22 protein-coding genes are annotated in these 22711 nt (G+C 39.2%); 15 read left to right on the top strand and 7 right to left on the bottom strand.

Annotated elements, in window-relative coordinates; genetic code table 11:
• The first annotated feature begins 118 nt into the window (after positions 1-118).
• The 4 genes from A5888_RS11700 to A5888_RS11685 all read left to right on the top strand — a co-directional run bounded on the left by A5888_RS11700 (position 119) and on the right by A5888_RS11685 (position 3977).
• On the top strand, positions 119-1534 hold the full coding sequence (locus A5888_RS11700; RefSeq protein WP_249274496.1) for a PTS sugar transporter subunit IIC: 1416 nt from the start codon (positions 119-121) through the stop codon (positions 1532-1534).
• Between the two features lie 43 nt (positions 1535-1577).
• On the top strand, positions 1578-2924 hold the full coding sequence (locus A5888_RS11695; RefSeq protein ID WP_086349556.1) for a 6-phospho-beta-glucosidase: 1347 nt from the start codon (positions 1578-1580) through the stop codon (positions 2922-2924).
• Between the two features lie 240 nt (positions 2925-3164).
• Entirely contained in the window at positions 3165-3629 is a 465-nt protein-coding gene (locus A5888_RS11690; protein ID WP_086349557.1) for a low molecular weight protein-tyrosine-phosphatase, read from the top strand.
• Between the two features lie 129 nt (positions 3630-3758).
• Entirely contained in the window at positions 3759-3977 is a 219-nt protein-coding gene (locus A5888_RS11685) for a hypothetical protein (RefSeq protein WP_086349558.1), read from the top strand.
• A gap of 108 nt (positions 3978-4085) precedes the next feature.
• On the opposite strand, the gene A5888_RS11680 is transcribed toward A5888_RS11685, so the two are convergent.
• Positions 4086-4829 carry a class A sortase gene (locus A5888_RS11680; RefSeq protein WP_086349559.1) on the bottom strand — a complete coding sequence of 248 codons (744 nt, stop codon included), beginning with the start codon at positions 4827-4829 and terminating at the stop codon, positions 4086-4088.
• Between the two features lie 226 nt (positions 4830-5055).
• Between A5888_RS11680 and A5888_RS11675 the strand changes: the two genes are divergently transcribed.
• Complete coding sequence (locus A5888_RS11675) at positions 5056-5838, top strand: hypothetical protein (RefSeq protein WP_086349560.1); 783 nt, start codon at positions 5056-5058, stop codon at positions 5836-5838.
• Positions 5839-5862: 24 nt separating this feature from the next.
• Here A5888_RS11675 and A5888_RS11670 read toward each other — a convergent pair whose 3' ends face one another.
• On the bottom strand, positions 5863-6252 hold the full coding sequence (locus tag A5888_RS11670) for a DUF1622 domain-containing protein (protein ID WP_086349561.1): 390 nt from the start codon (positions 6250-6252) through the stop codon (positions 5863-5865).
• 169 nt (positions 6253-6421) lie between these two features.
• The gene (locus tag A5888_RS11665) at positions 6422-6805 is read right to left on the bottom strand and encodes an ACT domain-containing protein (protein ID WP_086349562.1); all 384 of its coding nucleotides are present in this window, start codon (positions 6803-6805) and stop codon (positions 6422-6424) included.
• 379 nt (positions 6806-7184) lie between these two features.
• Between A5888_RS11665 and thiT the strand changes: the two genes are divergently transcribed.
• The gene (gene thiT / locus A5888_RS11660) at positions 7185-7793 is read left to right on the top strand and encodes an energy-coupled thiamine transporter ThiT (protein WP_086349563.1); all 609 of its coding nucleotides are present in this window, start codon (positions 7185-7187) and stop codon (positions 7791-7793) included.
• A 405-nt stretch (positions 7794-8198) separates the two neighbouring features.
• Here thiT and A5888_RS11655 read toward each other — a convergent pair whose 3' ends face one another.
• Positions 8199-8564, bottom strand: coding sequence for a hypothetical protein (locus A5888_RS11655; protein ID WP_086349564.1), 366 nt, complete (start codon positions 8562-8564; stop codon positions 8199-8201).
• A gap of 167 nt (positions 8565-8731) precedes the next feature.
• Between A5888_RS11655 and A5888_RS11650 the strand changes: the two genes are divergently transcribed.
• The 8 genes from A5888_RS11650 to A5888_RS11615 all read left to right on the top strand — a co-directional run bounded on the left by A5888_RS11650 (position 8732) and on the right by A5888_RS11615 (position 16189).
• Positions 8732-9526, top strand: coding sequence for a C39 family peptidase (locus tag A5888_RS11650; protein WP_339101627.1), 795 nt, complete (start codon positions 8732-8734; stop codon positions 9524-9526).
• A gap of 277 nt (positions 9527-9803) precedes the next feature.
• Positions 9804-10379, top strand: coding sequence for a DNA-3-methyladenine glycosylase I (locus A5888_RS11645; RefSeq protein WP_086349565.1), 576 nt, complete (start codon positions 9804-9806; stop codon positions 10377-10379).
• Positions 10380-10732: 353 nt separating this feature from the next.
• A complete protein-coding gene (locus A5888_RS11640; RefSeq protein ID WP_086349566.1) occupies positions 10733-11566 on the top strand; it encodes a class I SAM-dependent methyltransferase in 834 nt (277 codons plus the stop codon).
• A gap of 246 nt (positions 11567-11812) precedes the next feature.
• Entirely contained in the window at positions 11813-12373 is a 561-nt protein-coding gene (locus tag A5888_RS11635) for a helix-turn-helix transcriptional regulator (protein ID WP_086349567.1), read from the top strand.
• A gap of 154 nt (positions 12374-12527) precedes the next feature.
• Positions 12528-13148, top strand: coding sequence for a GyrI-like domain-containing protein (locus A5888_RS11630; RefSeq protein ID WP_086349568.1), 621 nt, complete (start codon positions 12528-12530; stop codon positions 13146-13148).
• A 260-nt stretch (positions 13149-13408) separates the two neighbouring features.
• Positions 13409-14344 (top strand): helix-turn-helix domain-containing protein, encoded by a 936-nt coding sequence (locus tag A5888_RS11625; RefSeq protein ID WP_339101626.1) that lies wholly within the window; start codon positions 13409-13411, stop codon positions 14342-14344.
• Between the two features lie 3 nt (positions 14345-14347).
• Positions 14348-15274: a helix-turn-helix domain-containing protein gene (locus A5888_RS11620; protein ID WP_086349569.1), complete on the top strand. Its 927-nt coding sequence runs from the start codon at positions 14348-14350 to the stop codon at positions 15272-15274.
• Between the two features lie 12 nt (positions 15275-15286).
• Positions 15287-16189, top strand: a complete 903-nt coding sequence (locus A5888_RS11615; RefSeq protein WP_086349570.1) for a helix-turn-helix domain-containing protein — start codon at positions 15287-15289, stop codon at positions 16187-16189.
• Positions 16190-16573: 384 nt separating this feature from the next.
• On the opposite strand, the gene A5888_RS11610 is transcribed toward A5888_RS11615, so the two are convergent.
• Both A5888_RS11610 and A5888_RS11605 read right to left on the bottom strand, forming a co-directional pair.
• Entirely contained in the window at positions 16574-17608 is a 1035-nt protein-coding gene (locus A5888_RS11610; protein WP_086349571.1) for a HAMP domain-containing sensor histidine kinase, read from the bottom strand.
• Positions 17595-18275, bottom strand: a complete 681-nt coding sequence (locus A5888_RS11605) for a response regulator transcription factor (protein WP_086349572.1) — start codon at positions 18273-18275, stop codon at positions 17595-17597. Before A5888_RS11605 ends, A5888_RS11610 begins: the two co-directional genes overlap by 14 nt.
• A 320-nt stretch (positions 18276-18595) precedes the next feature.
• Here A5888_RS11605 and A5888_RS11600 point away from each other — a divergent pair, with 320 nt between their 5' ends.
• Complete coding sequence (locus A5888_RS11600) at positions 18596-20941, top strand: ATP-binding cassette domain-containing protein (protein ID WP_086349573.1); 2346 nt, start codon at positions 18596-18598, stop codon at positions 20939-20941.
• Positions 20942-21037: 96 nt separating this feature from the next.
• Here A5888_RS11600 and A5888_RS11595 read toward each other — a convergent pair whose 3' ends face one another.
• Complete coding sequence (locus tag A5888_RS11595; protein WP_086349574.1) at positions 21038-22420, bottom strand: MATE family efflux transporter; 1383 nt, start codon at positions 22418-22420, stop codon at positions 21038-21040.
• Positions 22421-22711 lie beyond the last annotated feature (291 nt).

The following is a 22711-nucleotide window of genomic DNA, read 5'->3' as shown; positions in this document are numbered from 1 at the left end:
TGATTTCAGGTGTATTGGAAGCGCTATACTCTGGGTAGTGAAAAACAAAACGAAGCATTGAGTACCAGCCTGATCAGCAGGTGCTCGTTTCTGTCAAAAAACGAAGGAGATGAAAAAAATGAGTATCATGGATAAGTTTAATCAGCTGGCCGAAAAAAGTTTATTGCCAATTGCCAATAAACTGGCCGCTCAACGTCACTTGACCGCATTGAGAAATGGAATGGTATCGTCGATCCCTTTGTCGATTTTAGGAGGCATGAGCTTGATTATCGCGACACCACCATTTAATCCGGAACAGATGACTCAGAAAAATATCTTTACGGGATTCTTGTCTGCGTGGTATGACTGGGCTCAAGCAAACGCATCGGCATTGAAGCTGCCGTTTATGATGAGTATGGGCTTGATGGGTCTGTTTATTGCCTTTTCTATTGCCCATAATTTGGCAGAGGAGTATGGTATTCCAGCCTTGGATGCCTCGATTGTATCTACAGTTACCTTTCTACTTGTTACTTCCCCAGCTTTCTCAGGTGTACCATTGGATAAGCTTACGGAGAACATGGCCGCTGAGGACTTTGGGCAGTTGGGACTGTTGAGTTTGCCTATGCAGTATTTGGATGCAAAAGGGATATTTACCGCTATTATTGTCAGTATCGTATGTGTAGAAATCATGAGAATTTTGAATGAAAAGAATATTCGCTTTAAATTGCCCGATGGTGTGCCTCCGGCAATTGCGGCATCATTTGATGCGATCCTACCGCTCTTCCTTTGTACAGGATTATTTTATGGCATTAGTCTGACCATCCAGAATGTGACGGGTGGGGATTTGATACCCGCACTAATTATGAAGCTTTTGGCTCCTGCTATGACTGGCTTAGATTCGTTAGCCGGCATCTGTCTGATTACATTTCTTGCTCAACTGTTTTGGTTCTTTGGTCTACATGGAGCCAGCATCACGCAGTTTGTTCGACTGCCGTTCATGAGTGCCTATATCATTGCAAATGCTACCGCCTTTTCAAATGGTGAGCCGTTGCAGCACTACTTCACGCAACCGTTTTGGTCATACATTATTGCAATCGGTGGTGGTGGTTCAACACTAGCTTTAGCGATATTGATGCTGAGAGCACGTTCTGCTCAAATGAGACAGCTTGGAAAATTGTCGATTGTTCCTTCTTTGTTCAATATCAATGAACCACTGATTTTTGGAACGCCGCTTGTTTTGAATCCGATCATGATGCTGCCATTTATCTTTGTCCCGGTTATTAATGCGATTGCCGGCTACACCTTTATGTATTTTGGCTGGATAGGCAAAGGGGTCGTAGAAACACCATGGACGACACCGGCACCTATTGGGGCAGCGTTAGGAACAATGGATTTCCGGGCTGGAATCTTTGTTTTAGGTTTGATTGTTCTAAATCTGGCTATCTACTATCCATTCTTTAGAGTATTGGACCAACAGACAGTCAAAGCTGAAAAACAAGAACAGGAACAGGAGCAAGCAGAAGCAATTGCTTTTGTTCAGGAGCAACAAGCGTAAGTTCGTTTAACGAATAGAGAAAACTTAAAAGGAGAAAGATACTATGTCTAAAGATGCATTGAAAATTGTAACGATTGGCGGCGGTTCAAGCTATACGCCAGAAATTATTGAGGGGTTTATTCAAAAGAAGCTCGATGGATTGTTGCCAATTAAGGAAATCTATCTTGTTGATATTGAAGAAGGAAAAGAAAAACTAGAGATTGTTGGTGGTTTAGCTAAGCGAATGGTAGAAAAAGCAGGAGCAGAAATCCAGATCCATCTGACGTTAGATCGAAGAGCAGCATTGAAGGATGCTGACTTTGTGACCACACAGTTTCGGGTTGGGTTGCTTCCTGCGCGGATTCGAGATGAAAAAATTCCATTGAAATACGATTTGATTGGTCAAGAGACAAATGGTGCAGGAGGTGCCATGAAAGCTTTACGAACGATCCCAGTGATTTTAGATATTTGTAAGGATATGGAAGAACTGTGTCCGGAGGCTTGGCTGATCAACTTTACTAATCCGTCCGGTATAATCACGGAGACAGTGTTGAAGCATTCGACGATCAAAGTGGTCGGATTATGTAATATTCCAATTGGGATCGTCAATAAAATCGCGAAGCTATATGAAACAGAAGCAGCAAATGTATCGGTTGAATTTGCGGGGCTGAATCATTTTGTTTTTGGGAAAAACATCTATGTCAATGGCAGAGAGGTGACCGGGGAGGTCATTGAAAAAATCAAAGATGGTACGGAAATCTCAGCAAAAAATATTCCGAATTTTTCGTTTCCAGATGAGATACTGGATGCAGTCGGCATGATTCCAGCAGGCTACTTGAAGTATTACTATACACGAGAAAAAATGCTGGCAGATTGCAAACGTGCAGCGACAGAAGAAGGAACACGTGGGGAGGTCGTTACTCAAACAGAGAAAGAGTTGTTTGAATTATATAAGGATCAAGAGCTGGCAGTGAAGCCTAAACAGCTTGAAGAACGTGGGGGTGCTCATTATAGCGAGGCAGCTGTTAATTTGATCGATTCGATTTATAATGGTGACGGGAAAATTCATTATGTAAATGTTAGAAACAATGGCACACTTCCAGAGCTGCCGGATAATACAGCAATTGAATGCAATTGTGTAGTCACACATCGGGGGGCATTACCAGTTACTATTGGTAAGCTGGAAACGAGTGTCAGAGGCCAAATTTCCTTGATGAAGGCCTATGAAGAGTTAGTCATTGAAGCAGGGGTTACAGGGAATTATTTAGCAGCGCTGAAAGCATTGACGATCAATCCGTTAGTCAATGATAGTGACAAAGCACAGGCGGTATTGACAGATATGCTATGGGCGAATCAAGCCTATCTGCCGCAATTCAAGCAATGGTTTGAAGAAAATCAACCTGTGGAGTAAGTGGAGATTTTTCCTTAGATAGACTGAGAATATATAAATAAAAGAAGAAATAAGAGAACTGTGAGACAAAGCCTTTGTCTCACGGTTCTCTGTTTTAAACGAATTGTTCCTTTTGTAGTGATGGTAGAGACTAACAGAGAAGAATCATTCGTTCTCATTCTAGCTGTGCGTTGGGGATTGGATTTTACAAAGGTGTAGGGCATCTGCTATGCTGAACTAAAAAGGATGGAGGAGACAAATATGAAGAACGTTCTTTTTGTATGTTTAGGAAATATCTGCCGTTCCCCTATGGCTGAAGCGGTAATGCGGCAAAAAATCAGTCAGGCAGGACTTGACCAAGAGATTCTTGTTGCTTCGGCAGCAACAAGCCGATGGGAAGAAGGAAATGCACCACATCGTGGGACACAAAAAATATTAAAGGCGCATCAAATCTCGATTGAAGGGATGTATTCTACGCCGATTACTGAGCAGGATTTTTATACCTATGATTATATTATTGGCATGGATCATACGAATGTCGCTGATTTGAAACGAATGGCACCACAAGATTGGACAGGGGATATTCATTTGTTCATGTCAGTTGTTGAAGCGCATCAGGATGAGGCTGTACCCGATCCTTATTATACAGGGGACTTCGATCAAACCTATGACATGGTGAATCAAGGAACCGACGCGTGGCTTCGTATTTTTCAAGAAGGAATATAAAATCAGACTTTTTTCCTCCGGAATCTCAGACTAAAGAATGATGTGCTGAGGAAAGAAACTCCTTACAATAAAAGAGTAAGTTTTCGTAGAAGAGAAAACAAAAACTATTTGTGTACGGAGGGTAGAAAAATGCAGCCATTTAAATCCATAGTATTTGAACTGACGCTTTATTACATGTTACTTTCAGTGGGATTGCCGTTGATTTACGCAGTGACCTATCATTTGCCGGCAGCAGGGATTTTTTCGTTAGACTGGTTAGTGGTCTGTATTCTTCTTTATCCTCTTGTATTATTGTTTTCAGCGCTGCGCTATAGCTACCAGAGATTAAGAGGACATCAAAGACAATGATCGTATATAAAGGAAACGGACCGGAAAACAGCAACTATGACTGTTTTCCGGTCCGTTTCGTTTGATTTATTTTTGCTCAAGAGCTTTGAAATCCGTGTAGCTTTTCTATTAAGCCGTTCGTTGTTCCATTTGGAAGGCATTCAGCATGTCGTCATTGGCCTCATTGATCGGTGTGATTGAATCAAGCTCCCCTTGGACAGCGATTCGAGTGATTGCTTGAATGTCTCCACAGGTGATCAGAGTGATCATTTTCTTTCCTTCGACATCTTCAATCAGTTCGACACGACTAGGATCGACTTTTTCCTTGTAGGTGATTTTATACGTATAGATGTTGGTCAAATCAGTAACATAAATCAATTTTCCGATTTCTACATATTCCAATGGAGAAAACAGGGAAACACCATCCAAGGTTCGATGGCTAGCCAACGCGTAATTTCGTTCGCCCAGCACTTGATCTTCTTTCATTGTACCTGCACCAGTTAGAAGTGCAACATTGGACAATCCCTTGAAAACAGGCAAGTTGATTTCCACACTTGGAATCGCAATTGCTCCAACGACCGGCAAATCCTTATTCTCAAATTGTGCTCTGAGGACTGCCTCAGTACTGATGGATTCTACTGAGTCAAAGTCAAAGGTCGTATCAGCGTTCAGATTTTGGGCTACATCATCTTTTGTAAACGATTCTACGTTATAAGATCTTCCGTTCATCTGAATCAACCAGTTTCTGATTTGTGTATTAAAAATTAATGCTAGTCCTACAACAAGTAGTAAGAATAACAAAATATTGATGAACCAATTGGTCTTCCTTCTCTTTTTCTGAGGTTTGGACCTCGTGTTTTTTCTTGAACTCATACGTCACACTCCTATTTTTTTATAGTTTATCATATATCCATCTGAAACTATAGATTTTTATCTGATTCTTAAACAAAAAAGGTACAGAAAAAAAACTGAGAAATAGAACAAATATGACTGAATCACCAAATTTTGTAATTGAATTTTAAACAAAAAGAAATAAGCATTTTTACATTAAATAATGTAAAATGGAAGGAGTAGAAATCTGTAAAGAGGTGATCGGTAATTGTTGGATTTAATTTATGTACATGTGGATGTAACAAGTAATGCTGTTTTATCCAAAGGAATTGCTCATACTGACTTTGTTAAATCAGTTGTGCATCAGCCTAAAAACCTTCTTTTGCTGAACCCTTATACAGAAGATGGGGAATACGAACGCCATAGCGGATTGAAGATTATCCGTGGAGAAGAGAGTGTGAATCAGACTTTTTCCAGTGTAACGCGCAGAAGAAAAAATGAAGAGATCAAGTGGATGGATTTTTCAGATGTTGCGATGCTTAAAGAGTTGACGCCATTAGAAATTTCAGAGTTGTTATATTTTGGTCATACAAAGACTAGCCTTCATTCGCCTTTTTTCTATAAATTACAAAACAACTTTGTCTTTTTTGAGTTCGCGGATCAGATGACAAGAGTATATTATCGTTATATTGATGAATTTTATCGTATATTAGCGGACAAAATTTCAGCGGTGACTCTGGAAATATTGAATGATAAAAAAAGCTTTTTCCGAAGAAATATTTCTATAGATAAGATGAATGGTGAGCTATTGAAAGAAATGAAGCCGATTCTGCAAGAAGGGGTCGTTTTCAGCTTTGATAACGTAGAAGAGCGGGGGAAAGAGCTGCGGATTCCGATTCATGTAATCGAGGACTCTTTGTGGAAGACGAAGAATGCGGCCTATAAAGAGGACCCGGTGATTGCTTCTCTAGTCTATAATTCTGGGAAACGTACGTGGCATTTTGAACAAATAGAGGAGCCATTAGGCATTCAGCTTCCGAAACATGCGTAAATAAAAAAGGATGAAGTGAACCATTTAGTGGTTCGCCTCATCCTTTTCTAATTCTCTCTCAGCATCTTCTATTTCTCGATGGAGAAAATAGGAAATCACTGTTCGAATCACAACAAGTACTGCCAGCTTTGATATATCTTGAAATGTTGGTTTGATGATCGATTCAATAATGTCAGCAGCAATCAAAATTTCCAAACTCAATAAGATGTAGCTGCCTAAAAAATTTTTGATTAAATTGTTACTTCTTACGGTGACTAGCTTCTTGCCTTTAGATAAGCTGGCCTTGAAAAAGTCGTACGCAGCGAGGACAACGCCCCAAAGTAAAACGACGATCGATAGAATATTCAAACCGAGAATAAAGAGATCAAAAATAGGAATCAATGTGTTCAGTATATTTTCTGCTAAATGGTCCAAAATATCACTTCCTAATCAGTCAAGGGATTGGGGAAGAAGCATCAAGCTTCAAGCGGCTAACCGCTCGCTGGTAGTTGCTTCCGTCCCACCGTTTATTTACCTTACGGTGTAGAGAGAGCGTGGAATTGAGTTTTGACCCACATTCTCTTTTTAGCGAATGAAAAAATAGCTAGTCAAAGACATGTCCCGCTTGTTTTAGCACCTGGATCGTTTTTTCTTTTTCTGTTGATTTTATTAGAAGGTAGTCCGTATTGTAGGTCGATAACGCAAAAATGGAAATACCATTTTCAGCTAATGGATTGGCCAACTGTGTCAGGATCCCAACTAAAGAGAAATCTAGTTCTCCAATGATTTGAATGATAAACCAACCTGGATCGACAGCAGTTGCCTCGGCCAGTTCAATTGCATCCGTGGGAACAATCACAGAGCACTCCTCTTCAGTATACGTGATGCTTTTGAAGGTTTTCAGCTGTGTAAAATCTTTAGGAATCGGTGTTACTGGTGGAAATTTGATGACAGAATAATCGACTGCATCATGAATTTTTAAGTTCATAGTAAGGCTCCTTTATTGTTTGATAGAATCGGAGGATTCGTAAAATTATTTTTCAGATTGACATAGGGTGTATTGCAATAGGGAATACGGTCAGGACATTCCTCTGCTTTTCCTCAAGTCTATCATAGATAGATTTTATTTTGAATAAGAAGCATGGCGATTTACAGCATGTTTTCTTTATGCTACACTAATCCTGTCTTTAAAAGACACAAAAATTGAATAGAACACCATCACATAGGGGAGCTTTTCGCTGAGAATGAGGTCACTCTAAACCCTTGAACCTGTTGCGTTAGTACGTGCGTAGGAAGTTGTGATGGAGTAGATAGATATTACTCCTCCTTTGTTGAATGGTTCGTTCTAATACAGAGGAGGATTTTTTATGTCAAAAAAAATGGATTTACGTGTGTGGATAGAAGGGACGGTCATAGCAGCGATGGCGATGGCTCTTTCCTTTATCCCAATTGAGTCTGGAAATGCAGCGTTTGATCTATCGTTGGGGCTGATCCCATTGGTATTGTACTCATTTCGCAGAGGCGCAATTCCGGGACTGGCAGCTGGCTTTATCTGGGGGTTGCTGAGTATCATATTAGGTTCTGCAATGAGGTATTTCGTTTCAGTGCCGCAGATCATTTTTGAATATCCGTTTGCGTTTGCTTTCGGTGGATTGGGTGGTCTTTTTTCCGGTAAAATTCAACAAGCTATTTCCTCTGAGCAAACTGGAAAGGTGATGCGTTATATTGTTTTAGGTAGTGTAACGGCAGCTCTTTCTCGTTGGTTCTGGCATTACTGGGCCGGTGTCTTTGTCTGGGGTGCCTATGCACCGGAAGGCATGAGTCCATACTGGTATTCTTTCATTTTTAATGGCGGCAGTGCTGTTGCTAATGCTGTAATGATCAGCGTTGTTCTGGTTATTGTAGCGAAAGTATCTCCAAGACTGTTTATCCCTAAAAGTACGCAATATATTACTCGATCTATAAAAAACAAATAAGTTCGTGAACAAGCAGTGTATAGAGAGCGAACCTCAAACTGGAGAGTTGTTCTAGTTTTTGGTCGGTAGTTCAATATACACTGCTTCTATTTTTGAAGTAATCGGGACAAGTAAAAATGAGCAGGAATAGTTTGCTTTCTTTTTCAACAGTGATAGCGTATCTTTTTACAACAGCTGCCAAGTCCTTGACTGTTTGAATCGAGAGATACAGGAAGTGATATGGCGCTTCCGTCAACCATATGATCAGTTGTATAGCTTATACTTGAATAGATACTTGGAAAAAAGAGATGGTTTTTGGTATTTTTTTACTATGTACCGCTCGTTTGTTTAGTACAAAAAAAGAATCTTCATCTTTTTATAGATGAAGATTCGCTTGTTATTTATACGAACTAAGTAGTTACTAATCTATTTGATATGTCGTTTGTCGGCTATTGAAAGCATGCTCATTTTTTTGATTTGTTCAACAGGAATCATTTTAATTTGTTGCGTGTCATTTTGAGTACGAAGCATGATTGTATCAACAATATTTTTTGAAACGATCCAACCGGAAATTGTTTCGAATTTCTGGTTTGGAGAAGTTCCTTTCAATTGAAGAACGACTAATGCCTTCTGCGCTGCGGCTAGCTGTAATTCCTTAAGAAGCTCTTCCCTGTCTTTTGACTGAGTCTTTTTATCTTTACTGTCCTCTAAAAAAGACGAGAAGAAGTTGTGGGAAGATTGAGTAATAAGCTTCGAAATACTTTTCATTGTTGATTTATGACCTTTATCCATTCTTCTACCTCCAGTATTGTAAAGATAATTTATTCAAGTATTTACTACAGTTATCCCTATTTTAACTAAATATCGTTAAAATTTCAAGAAAATATGTTCCCATTTTTAAGGATATTTACAGTTGCTTTTTTTCGATGTTTAGGTAAAAATAAAAGAGATACATTTGATTGATAAAATTACTGACTATTTATTCTATAGAAGAGAGTGTGAAACTATTGAAACAAGTTAAGGGAACGACCCCTAAGAAATTGATTATTGGCTTGTTGGCAGCGGCGGCTCTAGTAGGTGTGCTATTAGGTAAAATTGCGCCTATGGATGCTGGTTTTTCCAGTCTGTTTAAAGAAAATAAACCAGTTGAACAAACAACAAACACGACGGCGTCTTCCTCACAGCCTGAACCGGTCGCGCAGTTAAGCTATGTGGATCAAATTAATCAGGACATTCAACAAGATAAGTTTGCCGGGCGGATAAAAGTGCCCTTGATTCTTCAAACGGACGATCGCTGGAAGGCGACGCCTTATGGAACGGGTGAAAACAACACACTTGAAAAAAATGGGTGTGCAATCGTATCATTAGCAATGGTCGCTTCTTATCTTGATGGCGTGGAAGTATTGCCTCAAGCTGTGTTGGATTGGGCACAAAATAATTATTTCGTTGAGGAGCAAGGTACCAACTGGACGATCTTTGGGGATTATGCAACAGTGAAGGGTTATATGTTTGAAGAAGTGACGGATATAACAACAGCCGAAGCTCATTTGAGTGAAGGACATCCGGTCATTATTTCTGTGCAGCCGGGAAAATTCACTGAAACTGGTCATATCATGGTTCTTACAGGTGTGAGTGATGGTAAGTTTTGGTTGAATGATCCAAACGATTCTGAAGAAAAAGGACATTCAAGAACACAATATACAGCGGAAGAACTGACATCTGATGCAATGAATTATTGGGCAATCTACAAATAATCAAGACGTTGAAAGCCTAAGCAAAGCGATAAGAATACTCACCTATTTGAGATGGAAATTTCTAATGATAGTATTCGTATGTAATTCTAATGAGTGATAATTATCTAGAATACGGCAGTTTTTCTAGTGTGCTGAGATTAGAGGGGAGGACAACTTTCAATTTTTGAAGAGTGTTCTGTCCTCCTCTTTGGTGTATAAGAATAAAAAAATAGTGAAATTATTTTACGAACGTACGTTCCCGTGGTATCCTTAATGAAAAGCCATAAGGAGACTAAGAATGGAAAGAATACGATGTGAATGGGCCAACAGCAATGAACTTGATCAAATCTATCATGATGAGGAGTGGGGGACACCCGTTCATGAGGATCAAAAATTATTTGAATTTCTGATTTTGGAAAGTATGCAGGCTGGGCTTAGCTGGTCAACAATCTTGAAAAAACGTGAGACTTTAACTGAAGCGTACGACCAGTTTGACTACAAAGTGATTGCTGAATACACTGACGAAAAGAAAGCTGAGCTTTTACAGAATCCGGGAGTTATTCGAAACAGATTAAAGGTAGCTGCAGCAGTGACGAATGCAAAGAAATTTATGGAAATTCAAAAGGAATTTGGCAGCTTTGATGCCTACATTTGGTCCTTTGTTGATGGGAAACCAATCGTTAATCAGTGGTCATCAATGGCAGAAGTCCCTGCATCAACAGCGTTATCTGATACTATTAGTAAAGATTTAAAAAAGAGAGGCTTCAAGTTTTTAGGGACGACGACTGTTTACGCCTTTATGCAAGCAATGGGATTAGTGGATGATCATTTGCCTCATTGTTTTCGAAGGGCAAAAAGGGCAAATCGAAAATAGCTTTTTTTTGGCGGAAATTTGTGGTATTCTGAAAGCCAATATAATAAAGACAGGGACGGTGAATCATCCGACGCCTTTCGATCCAGTGTTCGTCAGCTGGGTGTGAGGAATTGGAAACGAGTAGATAAAATCAATTTGAAAAAGTACAACGGCATTCCTATGCGAATGTTTATTTACGTGTACTTTTATTGATTTTATTTACTCTAGTCACTCCGTTTTTTTAACGAAGCCATAGAGTAAATTACTCTATGGCTTTTTTGTGTACACAAGATTAACGAGTAGCAACCGATAAAGGTGTCCGCATTAAGGAACGGGTGAGCGATGTACCGAACGGTCTAATAGGAGGAAAAGAAATGAGTAAGACAGAATTTGCATTTTATCAAGTACCAAAAATTTATGAGAAGGGAACAGATAACATTTGGACAGATCTGCATATTTCCAGTCAATTGCTACAGGCACATCTTGATCCTGAGTTTGATGGGGCGAGTAGAAAGAAACCCTTCATTGATGCTTCAGCATCATGGATCGAGCAACAGTTGCCACAAAGCAAATTCGCTAAAGTTATTGACTATGGCTGTGGTCCGGGACTATATACGGAGCGTTTGGCAAAAAAAGGATATGAAGTAACTGGGATCGATTTTTCAGCACGCTCAATCAAAACGGCTATGGCTTCTGCTGTGAAACAAGATTTATCGATTACTTATGTGCAGGGGGATTACTTAGCGTGGCAGCCAAGAGACACCTATGATTTAGCCTTGTTGATTTATTGTGACTATGGCGCACTTTCAGAAGATGAACGGAAAATCTTATTGGAAAATATATATGCGGCATTGAATAGTGGTGGACGACTTCTTATGGACAATTTTACTGTTACACAAATGGCTGATTTTACAGAAGAGACTTCTTGGACAGTTTATGAGAAAGACAGTTTTTGGTCAGAGGGCGAGCATGTTGTATTGAATCGTGCCAAAAAATATGAAAAAAATACAGTGCTTGACCAGGCGATTATTTTGAAGGAAGATAGTCAAAAGAGTTACAATATCTGGAAGTATTTCTCCACCAAAGAAACCTTAAGCCGTGAACTGGAGGCGGCTGGTTTTACGGTCCAGTCTGTTTATCAGGATGTAGTTGGACAGACCTATGATGTGTTAGGCGAAACAATTGCGGTAATTGCAGAGAAACCGTAAGAGTTTTTTTGAATCATAAAATAACATTTTTATAAACTGACTAGCTAGGTGCTTTTAGAGTCAGAAAAAAATATCCCTCCTTCTATTTATTTTAGAAAAAAAGAAATTTTTGTCCCAATTGATTCAAAAGGCTGTTACAATAGGGTTGTCAAAATGTTTTATCACGATTTTTCTGCCAATGTCAAAGGACTTTGGTAGAATGATGGACTATCCTCAGCTATTCTGAGTGTGTCGAAAGGAGCTTTTATGAAAATCAGTGAGCAATTAAAAAAACATCGAAAAATAAGACAGATCTCTCAGGAAGGTCTTGCCGAAGTCGTCCATGTTTCGAGACAAACCGTTTCAAACTGGGAAACAGGAAGAAGCTATCCGGACTTGCAGAGTCTGCTGCTGCTTAGTGATTATTTTGAAGTCTCTCTTGACGAATTAGTGAGAGGAGATGTTCCAATGATGAAAAAGACAGTAGATATCAAAAAGATGAATGTTTTGACGTGGATTATGATCGGAGGGTTTATCCTAATGATTGCCACTCTACCGTTAGTAAAGGCCTTTGGTTGGTTGGGGGCCATCGCACCTGCTTTAAGCTGGGGAGCGGCAATGGCTGCTGCTATAGTGGTAGAGAAAATAAAGAAGAAGTATGATGTCAAAACCTACACAGAAATTTTGAATTTTATGCAGGATGAAGAAATGACACCCGTGCAAAAAGTAGCAGAAAAGAAAAAATTGAAGCAGCAAAGAATTCTTTATCCTGTTGGTGCAGCCGTATTGACGGCAATATTGTCCTATATCGTACTGACATTATTCTAAGAAGAGGATCATCAAGAGCAGTGATGCTTTTGGTGGTCTTTTTTCCTACTTTTTTACTAGTGATAATCTTCAGATAACCCATTGACTCTCTCCTTGACGTCATGGTTTATAATAAGGTTGAAGAAAACAAATGAGCTGTATTGGAGGGAATAAAATGAAACATGAATGGCGTAAAAAAGAAAAGGATATCTACTTGCCTAAACAAGCACCAACTGAGCTAAAAATTCCAAAACAAAAGTTTTACACGATTACTGGGAAAGGAAATCCGAATGATGAACAATTTGGCGAACATATCGCTGTGCTATATGCCATGTCTTATGGTATTCGTATGATGCCGAAAAATGGATTTACTCCAGACGGCTACATGGAATATACTGTTTATCCATTAGAAGGAATCTGGACCTTGGACAAAGAAGATGTTCGTTCAGATGGAAGCTTCAATAAAGATGACCTGATTTATAAAATCATGATCAGACAGCCGGATTTTGTGACAGAAGAACTGGCGTTGATGAATAAGGAGCAGGTAAACAAGAAAAAGCCACATTCGGAGAATGAACGTGTGCAGTTTGAAGAGCTGGAAGATGGACACTGTGTGCAGATGCTTCATCTTGGGTCTTATGATGATGAACCCGTAACCTTTGAGCAGATGAAGCAATACTGCGAGGAGAATGGCTTGACTCGTCGCACATTGGCGCATAAAGAAATCTACCTGACGGATGCAAGAAAGACCGAAAAAGAAAAAATGAAAACTGTCCTGAGGTATTTTGTTAAGTAAGGATTTTACAAAAGGAAACAAGAATGATGAGACACTCGTTTGCATAGCAATTCGAGTGTTTTTTTCTTGGGCTTTACGAACTGAACTATAGAAGTCTAGCTTGTAAAACCCTATTAGATAGGGACTTTTATACGAAAAAGGTATATCGCTTTCATTTCTGCCTATGATATACTTATCAAGCAGAAACGTACATATTTATTGAAGGAAAGTACAGAAGAAGTAAATCAATAGAAGAGGAAACCGCCAAAAGGAGAAAGCAAATGAGCATCAAAGCTGAGTTGGGGAAAAAAATCAGAAAGCTAAGGGAAGAAAGAGGGTTATCCCGAAGTGAGTTGTGTGAAGGCGAAGAGGAATTAACTGTTCGCCAGCTGGCACGGATAGAAGCAGGTGAATCATTGCCAACTATCACAAAACTAGAGTTTATAGCGATGCGGTTATCGGTTTCTGTTTCGCTGTTGGTAGATAAAAAATATGTAGAGTTACCTAAGAGCTACTTACAATTAAAGAGAAGAATATATAAGTTTTATACTTACAGAGAAGAAATGAGAATTGCTAAGAAAAAGCAACTGTTCACTAAAGTATACGAAGAATACTATGATGAATTACCAGAAGAAGAACAATTATCTATTGATGTGCAATATGCAGCATTGGAAATGTATTTAACAGGTAGCTTATCATTTAGTGAGGGGATTTTAGGAGAGTATTTTTCTCAAATTCTTCAAAAAAAAGAATACTCTGTTAATGACCTGTTAATTATTGAGCTATATTTTGGTTCTATACACTTTAAGGATTACGATGAGACATTGTTTTTAACTTTATTTAGTAGAGTTACGGATCAAATAGATTATTCTATTGATATTGAACAATTTTTACTTATCAAAGCATTAATAGTATCAATCAGTGTTTTTCTTGAGTTTGGAAATTATGACAAAATTATTGATGCAGTGACTGCAGCGAATAAGATTATGAATGTAAACCAGGATTTTCAGAAAAAACCGATTATTGATATGCATGAAGGGAAATACTATCTGTTTTCACAGAAGGATGTTCCTACGGCAAAACAGAAGTTCGAAGAAGGCGCAAAGCTTGCGGAGCTACAGGGAGATTCTGTGATAAGTCAAAAAATCCTAAAAGAGTGGGAACTGGACTTTGCAATTTTTAAACAACAAGATTCATCAAGTAACCAAAGGAGATAAGAAATGAGTATCAAGGCAGAGTTGGGGAAGAAGATCAGGAAGTTAAGGGAAGAAAGAGGGTTGTCGAGAGGTGAGCTTTGTGAAGGCGAAGAGGAATTAACCGTTCGGCAACTGGCACGGATAGAAGCAGGTGAATCATTGCCGACACTCACCAAGTTGGAGTTTATTGCGGGACGCCTATCGGTTTCTATGTCATTGCTAGTGGATAGAAAATATGTGGAGCTGCCAAAGGGTTACTTACAATTGAAAAGAAGGTTATATAAATTTTATACATATAAAGAGCAAGAAAGAAAAGCGAAAAAGAACCAGTTATTTAAAGAAATATACGAAACGTATTATGATGACTTGCCAGAAGAAGAGCAACTGTCCATTGATGTGCAAAGTGCAACTAATGTTTTAGCGATGACAGATAATGTCGAGTTTGGCGAAGGAATCCTAGGTGATTATTTTTCTCAAGTTATGCAAAGACAAGAATTTTCAGTGAATGACCTACTGATTATTGAGCTATATCTTTTTTACATACACCTTAGAGAATACGATGAAGTAGTATTTCTAAGTTTGTTCAACAAGTTAGTCAAGCAGATAGACTGTTCGCTAGATGTTGACCAATTTTTGCTAATTAGAGTACTGATAGTGTCGATTAGTGTTTTTATCGAATACGGCAATTACGATAAAATTATTGATGCGGTGACTGCTGCTGACCGAGTGATGAAATCAAACCAAGATTTTCAAAAGAAACCGATTTTGGATATGTATGAAGGAAAGTACTATCTTTTTTCACAAAAAGATAGTACTTCAGCAAAACAGAAGTTCGAAGAAGGCGCAAAGCTTGCGGAGCTACAGGGAGATTCAGTGATCAGTCAAAAAATCCTAAAAGAGTGGGAACTGGACTTAGCAACTTTTAAACAACAGGATTCATCAAGTAATTAAAGGAGATAGGACATGAGCATCAAGGTCGAGTTGGGAAAGAAAATTAGGAAGTTAAGAGAAGAAAGAGGGCTGTCGAGAGGGGAACTTTGTGAGGGGGAAGAAGAATTAACCGTTCGACAGCTGGCACGAATAGAAGTCGGCGAGTCATTGCCAACCTTGCCGAAGTTAGAGTTCATTGCGGAACGTTTATCGGTTTCTGTTTCGTTTTTGGTGGATAGGAAATATGTGGAGTTACCGCAGAGATATCAACAACTAAAATATAAGTTATACCGACTTGTTACATATAATGAAGAGGATCGATTACTAAAAAGGAAACGGTACTTTAATGAGATATACGAGCACTACTATGCTGATTTACCAGAAGAAGAGCAATTGGCAATTGATGGACAGCAAGCAACGATGGAGGTTCATCTAAAAGAGGAGACGGATTTTGGTGAAGGGATACTTCACGATTATTTTTCTCAAATAACTAACAAGACAGAATATACAAATAATGACTTATTGATTATCGAATTGTATTTTCATTGTATTCATTTTAAGAATTATGATGACACACTATTTATGACACTGCTCGATCATGTAATTGATCAAATAGCCCATTCTATTGATACCACGCTTCTTTTACTTCACAAATTATTACTGTTAGCAGCGAGTGTTTTTATGGAATATGATAACTATGATAGACTTAAAAGCGTGGTTAATGCATCTAATGATATCATGAAGAAAAGTCAAGATTTTCAGAAGAAACCTGTGATTAATTTACTTGAAGGCAAATACTGGCTGTTTGCCCAAAAGGATAAAATTAAGGCACAACAAAAATATGAAGATGGGGCCCAGTGTGCACAGTTATTTGGTGATTTTGTGTTGAGCGACAAAATCATGGCAGAGTGGGTGTTGGATTTAGAAAAGTTTTAGTTAGAATCATAATAAAAAGAACAAACCGTAACTTCCCTCCCAAGAAGACACGGCTTGCTCGACCCTTTTATTTATGTGTAGCCTGTTTATTTTTCTACTCGTTTTTTATCTATTGAAGCTTTCTACTATTCAACCTTTTCAACAACATTTTTATCTTTTCATTTTACTGATTTTTACTCCATTTTACCTTGGGTTTTCACGTCCTTTCTGGCTATTTTTTATTCTCATGAGTGGATGAGTTTATTATATTGAAACCTGTTGCGAATGTAAATGACATGGATGTCATAGGTAGCCGATTATTTGAGGAAATTAGAAGAAATAATTACTGAAACATAGAAAACTAGGAGAAAAGGCATTTCGTACGAGCGCCTTTTCTTCTAGTTTTTATTGTGGCAAGATAATGACAAAGCTGGCACCTTCGCCAAGCTTTGATTTGACCGTGATTTTACCCTGGTGGAGGTTGATGATTCGTTTGGCGATAGGTAGTCCCAACCCATTTCCTTGGGCTTGATGGGAGCTGTCTCCTTGGTAAAATTTGTTGAAAATGTGCTGGCGCACCTTATCGGTCATACCGATACCGTTATCTTTGATATTCACCTTGACCTCTTTGCCTATTTGATAGCAATTCACTTCGATTGTTCCGCCGGTTTCTGTGTAGCGAATCGCGTTGCCCAGAATGTTCAGCCAGACCTGCATAAATAAATCGGAATCTGCTGTAATTGTAATAGGCTGAAGGCTTAGTTGAATGTCCAAATTTTTCGCTTCCCAGTGCTTTTGCAATAAAATCAGCGCATGACGAAGTTGCTCGTCTAACGAATAGGGTTCCTTTTTTAAGGTGATGCCTTCTTGATTTTCTACTTTTGAAAGCAAGAGGACGTTAGAAGCTAATGAGCTCAATCGCTCGGTTTCTTCCGCGATGATTTGTAGATAGTGGATACGGTCTTCTTCAGAGATGTTTGGGTTTTGAAGCTGTTTTGCAAAGCCGTTGATCGATACTAACGGTGTTTTCATCTCGTGGGAAAAATCGTTGATGAAGCTTTTATGAACGAGCTCTACATTGCTAAGCTCTCGGGACATCAGGTTGAAATTTTGAACAAGATCTTCCAGGTCGTTGTTCATACCTGTGGATTGAATCTGGACGTCAAAGTTACCATTAGCTATTTGTCGAGTTCCTTCAACTACTTCATTTAATGGTCGCAGGATTCGCTTACTGAAGACAGCGGCGATCACAGTTCCAACAACTGTACAGGAGAGCAATGTGATTACGAGACGAATGATTGGGTAGCCCTTCAATGAATCGATGACACCGATCTGCATTAAGAGAAACAGAAAGATACCTGCAACGATCGAAGCAACCAGTAGGATCATCGCAATAATAAGTGAAAAATGGACATACATTGAACGGCTATTTCGTCTCATTGGCGACTCCTTTGTACCCCAGCCCGCGGATCGTAACGATAGAAAAGTCACCGGAATCTGGGAATTTTTTTCTTAGTCTTTTGATATGAACATCTACAGTTCGTTCATCTGTCAGCGAATCGATTCCCCAGATGTCATTTAAAAGCTGTTCTCTGGTAAAAATTTTATTTTGAAAAGAAAGTAATTTATAAAGGAGTAAAAATTCTTTTTTCGGTAATTCAGTGTAATTGTCTCCTTGAGAAACAGAAAGACTATTGAAATCAAGAAGTGTGTCACCCACAGTCAGTCGGCCTTCCAGATTGATTCGAGCTCTACGGAGCAGCGCTTTGATCCTCAGTAGAAATTCATCAAAGTCGATCGGTTTTACTAAATAATCATCAACCCCAGTCAAAAAACCGTTTTTCTTATCTTCGGCAGTTTCTTTTGCAGTAACCATGATGATCGGTAACTGGAGACTCTCTTTACGGATTTCTGTGACCACTTGATAGCCGTCTAGCTTAGGCATCATGATATCTACAATCAGCAGATCGATCGCTTGCTCTTCCAAAGCAATCAGAGCATCCATCCCGTTATCGACTTCAACGGTGTGATACCCTTCCTGTTTCAACAAGCTTGTCATCAGTGTCCGAATGTTTCGGTCATCCTCGGCAACAAGAACTGTAATCATTGTATCCCTCCGTTCCTTTGTCTTACTATATCACAACTGAATCTGTGCAGAAACAAGAAAAATTTTATAACTATTTGCAAGAAATGTCTTATTAAGTTTTCTTTAAGAATGAAATGAAAACGCTTTTTCTTTTTTAGAAAGAATTGTTGTTCATATTGAGTACATAATTCAGTGATAGCCTGATAGATGTAGACAGTCCTACATAGTTATTCTGTTTCTCACTAATTATGGGAAAAAGACAGGCAGGACTGATTTTATCGGGGATGGGGAGCTACTCCGACTTGATAGGATACGAATGATAAGATGGAGGAGAGGGTACGATGCTTCAAGTAAAGAACATAAAAAAGAGCTATACGACCGGTGAATTCACACAAGTTGCATTGAACGGTGTGAGTATCAATTTTCGAGAAAATGAGTTTGTTGCGATTCTGGGACAAAGTGGTTCAGGAAAAACGACATTACTAAATATTGTTGGTGGATTGGATCAGTACGACAGTGGAGATTTGATTATCAACGGAAAATCCACGAAGAATTTCAAACAAGGCGAATGGGATGCTTATAGAAATAACAGCGTCGGTTTCATTTTCCAAAGTTATAATCTGATCACTCATTTGAGTATCTTGGATAATGTGGAAATGGGGATGACTCTGAGTGGGGTTTCTGCTTCAGAGAAGAAAAAGCGTGCGTTGGAGGTCTTGGAAAAGGTTGGCTTGAAAGAGCATACGCATAAAAAGCCAAACCAATTATCCGGCGGACAAATGCAGCGGGTGGCAATTGCTCGGGCATTGGCAAATGATCCGGATATTATTTTGGCAGATGAACCGACGGGGGCTTTAGATACAGAAACCAGTACTCAAATCATGGATCTGATCAAAGAAATCGCTGATGATAAGCTGGTTGTCATGGTTACACATAACCCTGAACTGGCGGAAGAATATGCAGACAGAATTATCAATTTCCGTGATGGCCATGTGGTGGATGACTCCAATCCTTATGAAGAATATGAAGAAGACCATAGTTATCAACTGAAGAAAACGAGTATGAGTTTTTGGACAGCGTTGAAGCTATCAGGAAAAAATATTGCGACGAAAAAATGGCGTACGGGGCTGACAGCTTTTGCAGCCAGCATTGGGATCATTGGGATTGCGTTGATTCTGAGCTTATCGAATGGGTTCCAAAAACAAATCGATTCCTTTCAAAATGATGCGTTGTCGGAATACCCGATCACGATTTCCAAGCAGGCCATGAATATGGATGAAGAATCTCTTCAGGAAATGCAGAGTCAGTCAAGCGGCAGTAAAGGTGAATACGCAAAAACAGACAAGGTGACATTGTATAATCCGGAAGAATCAAGTATCATGCACACCAATAAAATTTCGGAAGACTACATTGATTACTTGAACAAGATGGACAAAGAGTTAGCTAGCAGTATTGGGTATACACGTGTTGTAGGGATGAACCTATTAAGAGAAGTTGATGGAAAAGCTGAACAGGTGAATTTTAGTTCCGATGTATCAACTGGCAACGGAGGCATGGGTGCGTTATCAAGTATGAGTAGCGCAGGTTTGTCTTCTTACCCTGTAACAACAAATGGTTCAATCAACGAATACTTGAAAAAGAACTACGATGTGCTGTCTGGAAGCTATCCGGAAAGTACAGAGGATATCGTGTTGGTACTAGATAGTAAAAACCGTGTAGATGAAAGTATTCTGAAAAACATGGGCTTTGATATCACAGATAAAGATAGTATCAATTTTGATGATATCGTTGGGACAGAATTAAAGCTAGTAGACAACAATAGCTACTACAAAAAAACAGATTTCGGTAACTTTGTTCCTAAGAGTAACTATGATGAAATGTACACAAATGCAGCGAAAACACTGAAAATCAGTGGTATCATCCGTCAGAAGGAAGATACACAGGTTGCTGTCCTGAAAAGTGGGGTAGCGTATAGTGACAAACTGGTAGAGGAAATTGTTGACCTTGAAAAAGATTCTGATATCGTTAAAGCACAGAAGGATTCTGATACAAACGTGATGACGATGGAAAAACTGGATGACACAACGAAGCAATCTACGCTTGCTTATATGGGTGGCGACAGCATGCCGCAAATGGTCTTTATTTATCCAACGAACTTCGAAGCAAAGGATAAGATCGTTAAATACTTGGATAAATACAACGATGGAAAAGACAATGTAGACAAAATCGTTTATACTGACCTGGCTCAGACAATGACAGATATGACTGGCGGTATCATGGATGGGATCACGATTGTATTGATTGCTTTTGCGTCGATTTCCTTAGTCGTTTCTCTGATTATGGTTGGGATCATTACTTATATCTCAGTACTGGAAAGAACCAAAGAAATTGGGGTTCTACGGGCGCTTGGTGCACGTAAAAAGGATATCACGCGGGTGTTTAACGCCGAAACGTTGATTATTGGTCTCTGCTCTGGATTATTAGGTATCGGTATTGCGTACCTGTTAACCATTCCTACAAACATTGTTTTGGAAGGAATGACAGGATTGACGAATGTTGCGCAGTTGAATCCTCTTCATGCTTTGTTACTGATCACGATTAGTGTGGTGCTGACCTTACTAGGTGGCGCACTTCCGGCAAGATGGGCTGCGAAGAAAGATCCAGTGGAAGCATTACGTACAGAATAACCCTCACTATATTTTCTATAACAGGAAGAAAGTATAGAAAGATATAAAGGTCTTTACTTACGCCAACCAGCGCAAGTAAAGACCTATTTTCCTGTTTTAAAAGCTGACCTTGGCTGGTTTTTGATCCAGCATTTCTGGAGGGATACCTGCTTCCAGTTGCTTCAACCGTTTGATTGCTTTGAAATAAGAGAAGACCAGTACAACAGTTGAACCGATCCAAGCTAGCGGGGAAGCGGCTGCCGCTCCGACATAACCAAACATGGCAGTTAAAAGGATTGCTGCGAATGAGCGCATGACCAGCTCCATGATTCCGGCAAGTGTTGGAATGACACTTTGTCCCAGCCCTTGTAGCGTATAACGAACTACGAGCAAAATTGCTAGTACCCAGTAAAGACTACCATTGATGTTAAAGTATACCTGTGATAAATGGATGACCTGTGTTTCGCTGGCACTGACGAATAGTGTGACTAGCTGTTTACCAAAGAAGATGACGATGCCGCCGGCAAAGAAGCTAAAAATAATACTTAGACTCAGCGCACTTTTTACGCCTTCAAGGATACGTCCGTATTTCTTTGCCCCATAATTTTGCGCCGTGAAGGTCGCCATGGTGATCCCAAAGGACATCATCGGTTGAATGGCAAATTGATCGATTTTTCCGGCTGCTGCCTGAGCAGCTACAGCATCTGTTCCTAAGCTGTTCAAAGCACCTTGCAAAACGATTGCACCAATCGCGATGATTGATGTTTGGAAGCCCATAGGCAACGCTGCATTCAGATGATCACGAATCTCTCTTCTATCAATCCTAAAATCCTTTTTCCGAACTTGCAGATTAGGAATCCGTCGTTGAATGTAGACTAAACATAGTAGGCTTGCTACGATTTGTGCAGTGACAGTTGCGACACCTGCTCCCGCTACACCCATATGGAAATTAATAATTAGCACCAAATCTAATACGACGTTGATCACACTTGCGATAATCAAAAATACTAAAGGAGTCCGACTGTCACCTAGTGCTCGAAGCATATTGGATAACAGATTGAAAGCCATTGCGGCGAATATCCCAATCAATATAATTGAAATAAAGGTTTGTGCATCTGCTAGGATTTCCGGTGGTGTCTGCATCAGTAATAGCAAGGGACGCACGAAAATCAGACTGAGAACAGTCAGTACGACTGTTAGGACAGAGCTGATCATAATACTGGTGGCAAAGCTTTTTTTCACACCCTGATAATCCTTTGCACCAAAGCGTTGTGCTGTAATGATCGATAGACCCGATGTCAATCCTTGAGCAAACCCGATGATCAAGAATGTAATACTTCCTGTAGCTCCAACAGCTGCCAGAGCATTTTTCCCTAAAGTCTGTCCGACGATGATCATATCCGCCATATTATAAAACTGCTGAAAAATATTTCCTATTAACAATGGAATCGTAAATAGAAAGATCAATTTCAGTGGCTTGCCAGTTGTGAGTTCTTTCATAGATGGTACCTCCATTTTTTATTTCCCGAATTGTTTTTTTTAAATACTTTAGCTTATGATACTCAATTTGATGGAAAAGTCTAGTTGTTTTTTGGAAAATGTCAATTTTTTAATGTAATTTTTGGCTGTAAATTAGAAATGAGTAGAAATAGATTGCTTAAGGAAGGAAATGGAGGGTCAAATGAGAGGAGTCTTTCTAGAAATAGATATAGAAAATCATTTTTTCTTATAAAGAAATATCTGAAAAAGCGAGGGATTGCTACACATAATAGATTTATTTTTCTATAGACA

Origin of the sequence: Enterococcus sp. 9E7_DIV0242, from assembly GCF_002140975.2 — a bacterium.
Classification (GTDB): Bacteria; Bacillota; Bacilli; order Lactobacillales; family Enterococcaceae; genus Enterococcus_L; species Enterococcus_L clewellii.
Note: the sequence above shows the minus strand (reverse complement) of the source record. Positions and strands in the feature narration are given on the sequence as shown.

Bases quoted from the DNA above. Each gene is read 5' to 3' on its own strand.
- A5888_RS11610 (WP_086349571.1), bottom strand. From the start codon at position 17,608: ATGAGACGAAATAGCCGTTCAATGTATGTCCATTTTTCACTTATTATT.
- A5888_RS11635 (WP_086349567.1), top strand. From the start codon at position 11,813: ATGAAAATCAGTGAGCAATTAAAAAAACATCGAAAAATAAGACAGATC.
- A5888_RS11620 (WP_086349569.1), top strand. From the start codon at position 14,348: ATGAGTATCAAGGCAGAGTTGGGGAAGAAGATCAGGAAGTTAAGGGAA.
- A5888_RS11665 (WP_086349562.1), bottom strand. From the start codon at position 6,805: ATGAACTTAAAAATTCATGATGCAGTCGATTATTCTGTCATCAAATTT.
- A5888_RS11695 (WP_086349556.1), top strand. From the start codon at position 1,578: ATGTCTAAAGATGCATTGAAAATTGTAACGATTGGCGGCGGTTCAAGC.
- A5888_RS11700 (WP_249274496.1), top strand. From the start codon at position 119: ATGAGTATCATGGATAAGTTTAATCAGCTGGCCGAAAAAAGTTTATTG.
- A5888_RS11625 (WP_339101626.1), top strand. From the start codon at position 13,409: ATGAGCATCAAAGCTGAGTTGGGGAAAAAAATCAGAAAGCTAAGGGAA.
- A5888_RS11605 (WP_086349572.1), bottom strand. From the start codon at position 18,275: ATGATTACAGTTCTTGTTGCCGAGGATGACCGAAACATTCGGACACTG.
- thiT (WP_086349563.1), top strand. From the start codon at position 7,185: ATGTCAAAAAAAATGGATTTACGTGTGTGGATAGAAGGGACGGTCATA.
- A5888_RS11595 (WP_086349574.1), bottom strand. From the start codon at position 22,420: ATGAAAGAACTCACAACTGGCAAGCCACTGAAATTGATCTTTCTATTT.
- A5888_RS11680 (WP_086349559.1), bottom strand. From the start codon at position 4,829: ATGAGTTCAAGAAAAAACACGAGGTCCAAACCTCAGAAAAAGAGAAGG.
- A5888_RS11655 (WP_086349564.1), bottom strand. From the start codon at position 8,564: ATGGATAAAGGTCATAAATCAACAATGAAAAGTATTTCGAAGCTTATT.
- A5888_RS11645 (WP_086349565.1), top strand. From the start codon at position 9,804: ATGGAAAGAATACGATGTGAATGGGCCAACAGCAATGAACTTGATCAA.
- A5888_RS11615 (WP_086349570.1), top strand. From the start codon at position 15,287: ATGAGCATCAAGGTCGAGTTGGGAAAGAAAATTAGGAAGTTAAGAGAA.
- A5888_RS11640 (WP_086349566.1), top strand. From the start codon at position 10,733: ATGAGTAAGACAGAATTTGCATTTTATCAAGTACCAAAAATTTATGAG.
- A5888_RS11600 (WP_086349573.1), top strand. From the start codon at position 18,596: ATGCTTCAAGTAAAGAACATAAAAAAGAGCTATACGACCGGTGAATTC.
- A5888_RS11685 (WP_086349558.1), top strand. From the start codon at position 3,759: ATGCAGCCATTTAAATCCATAGTATTTGAACTGACGCTTTATTACATG.
- A5888_RS11690 (WP_086349557.1), top strand. From the start codon at position 3,165: ATGAAGAACGTTCTTTTTGTATGTTTAGGAAATATCTGCCGTTCCCCT.
- A5888_RS11630 (WP_086349568.1), top strand. From the start codon at position 12,528: ATGAAACATGAATGGCGTAAAAAAGAAAAGGATATCTACTTGCCTAAA.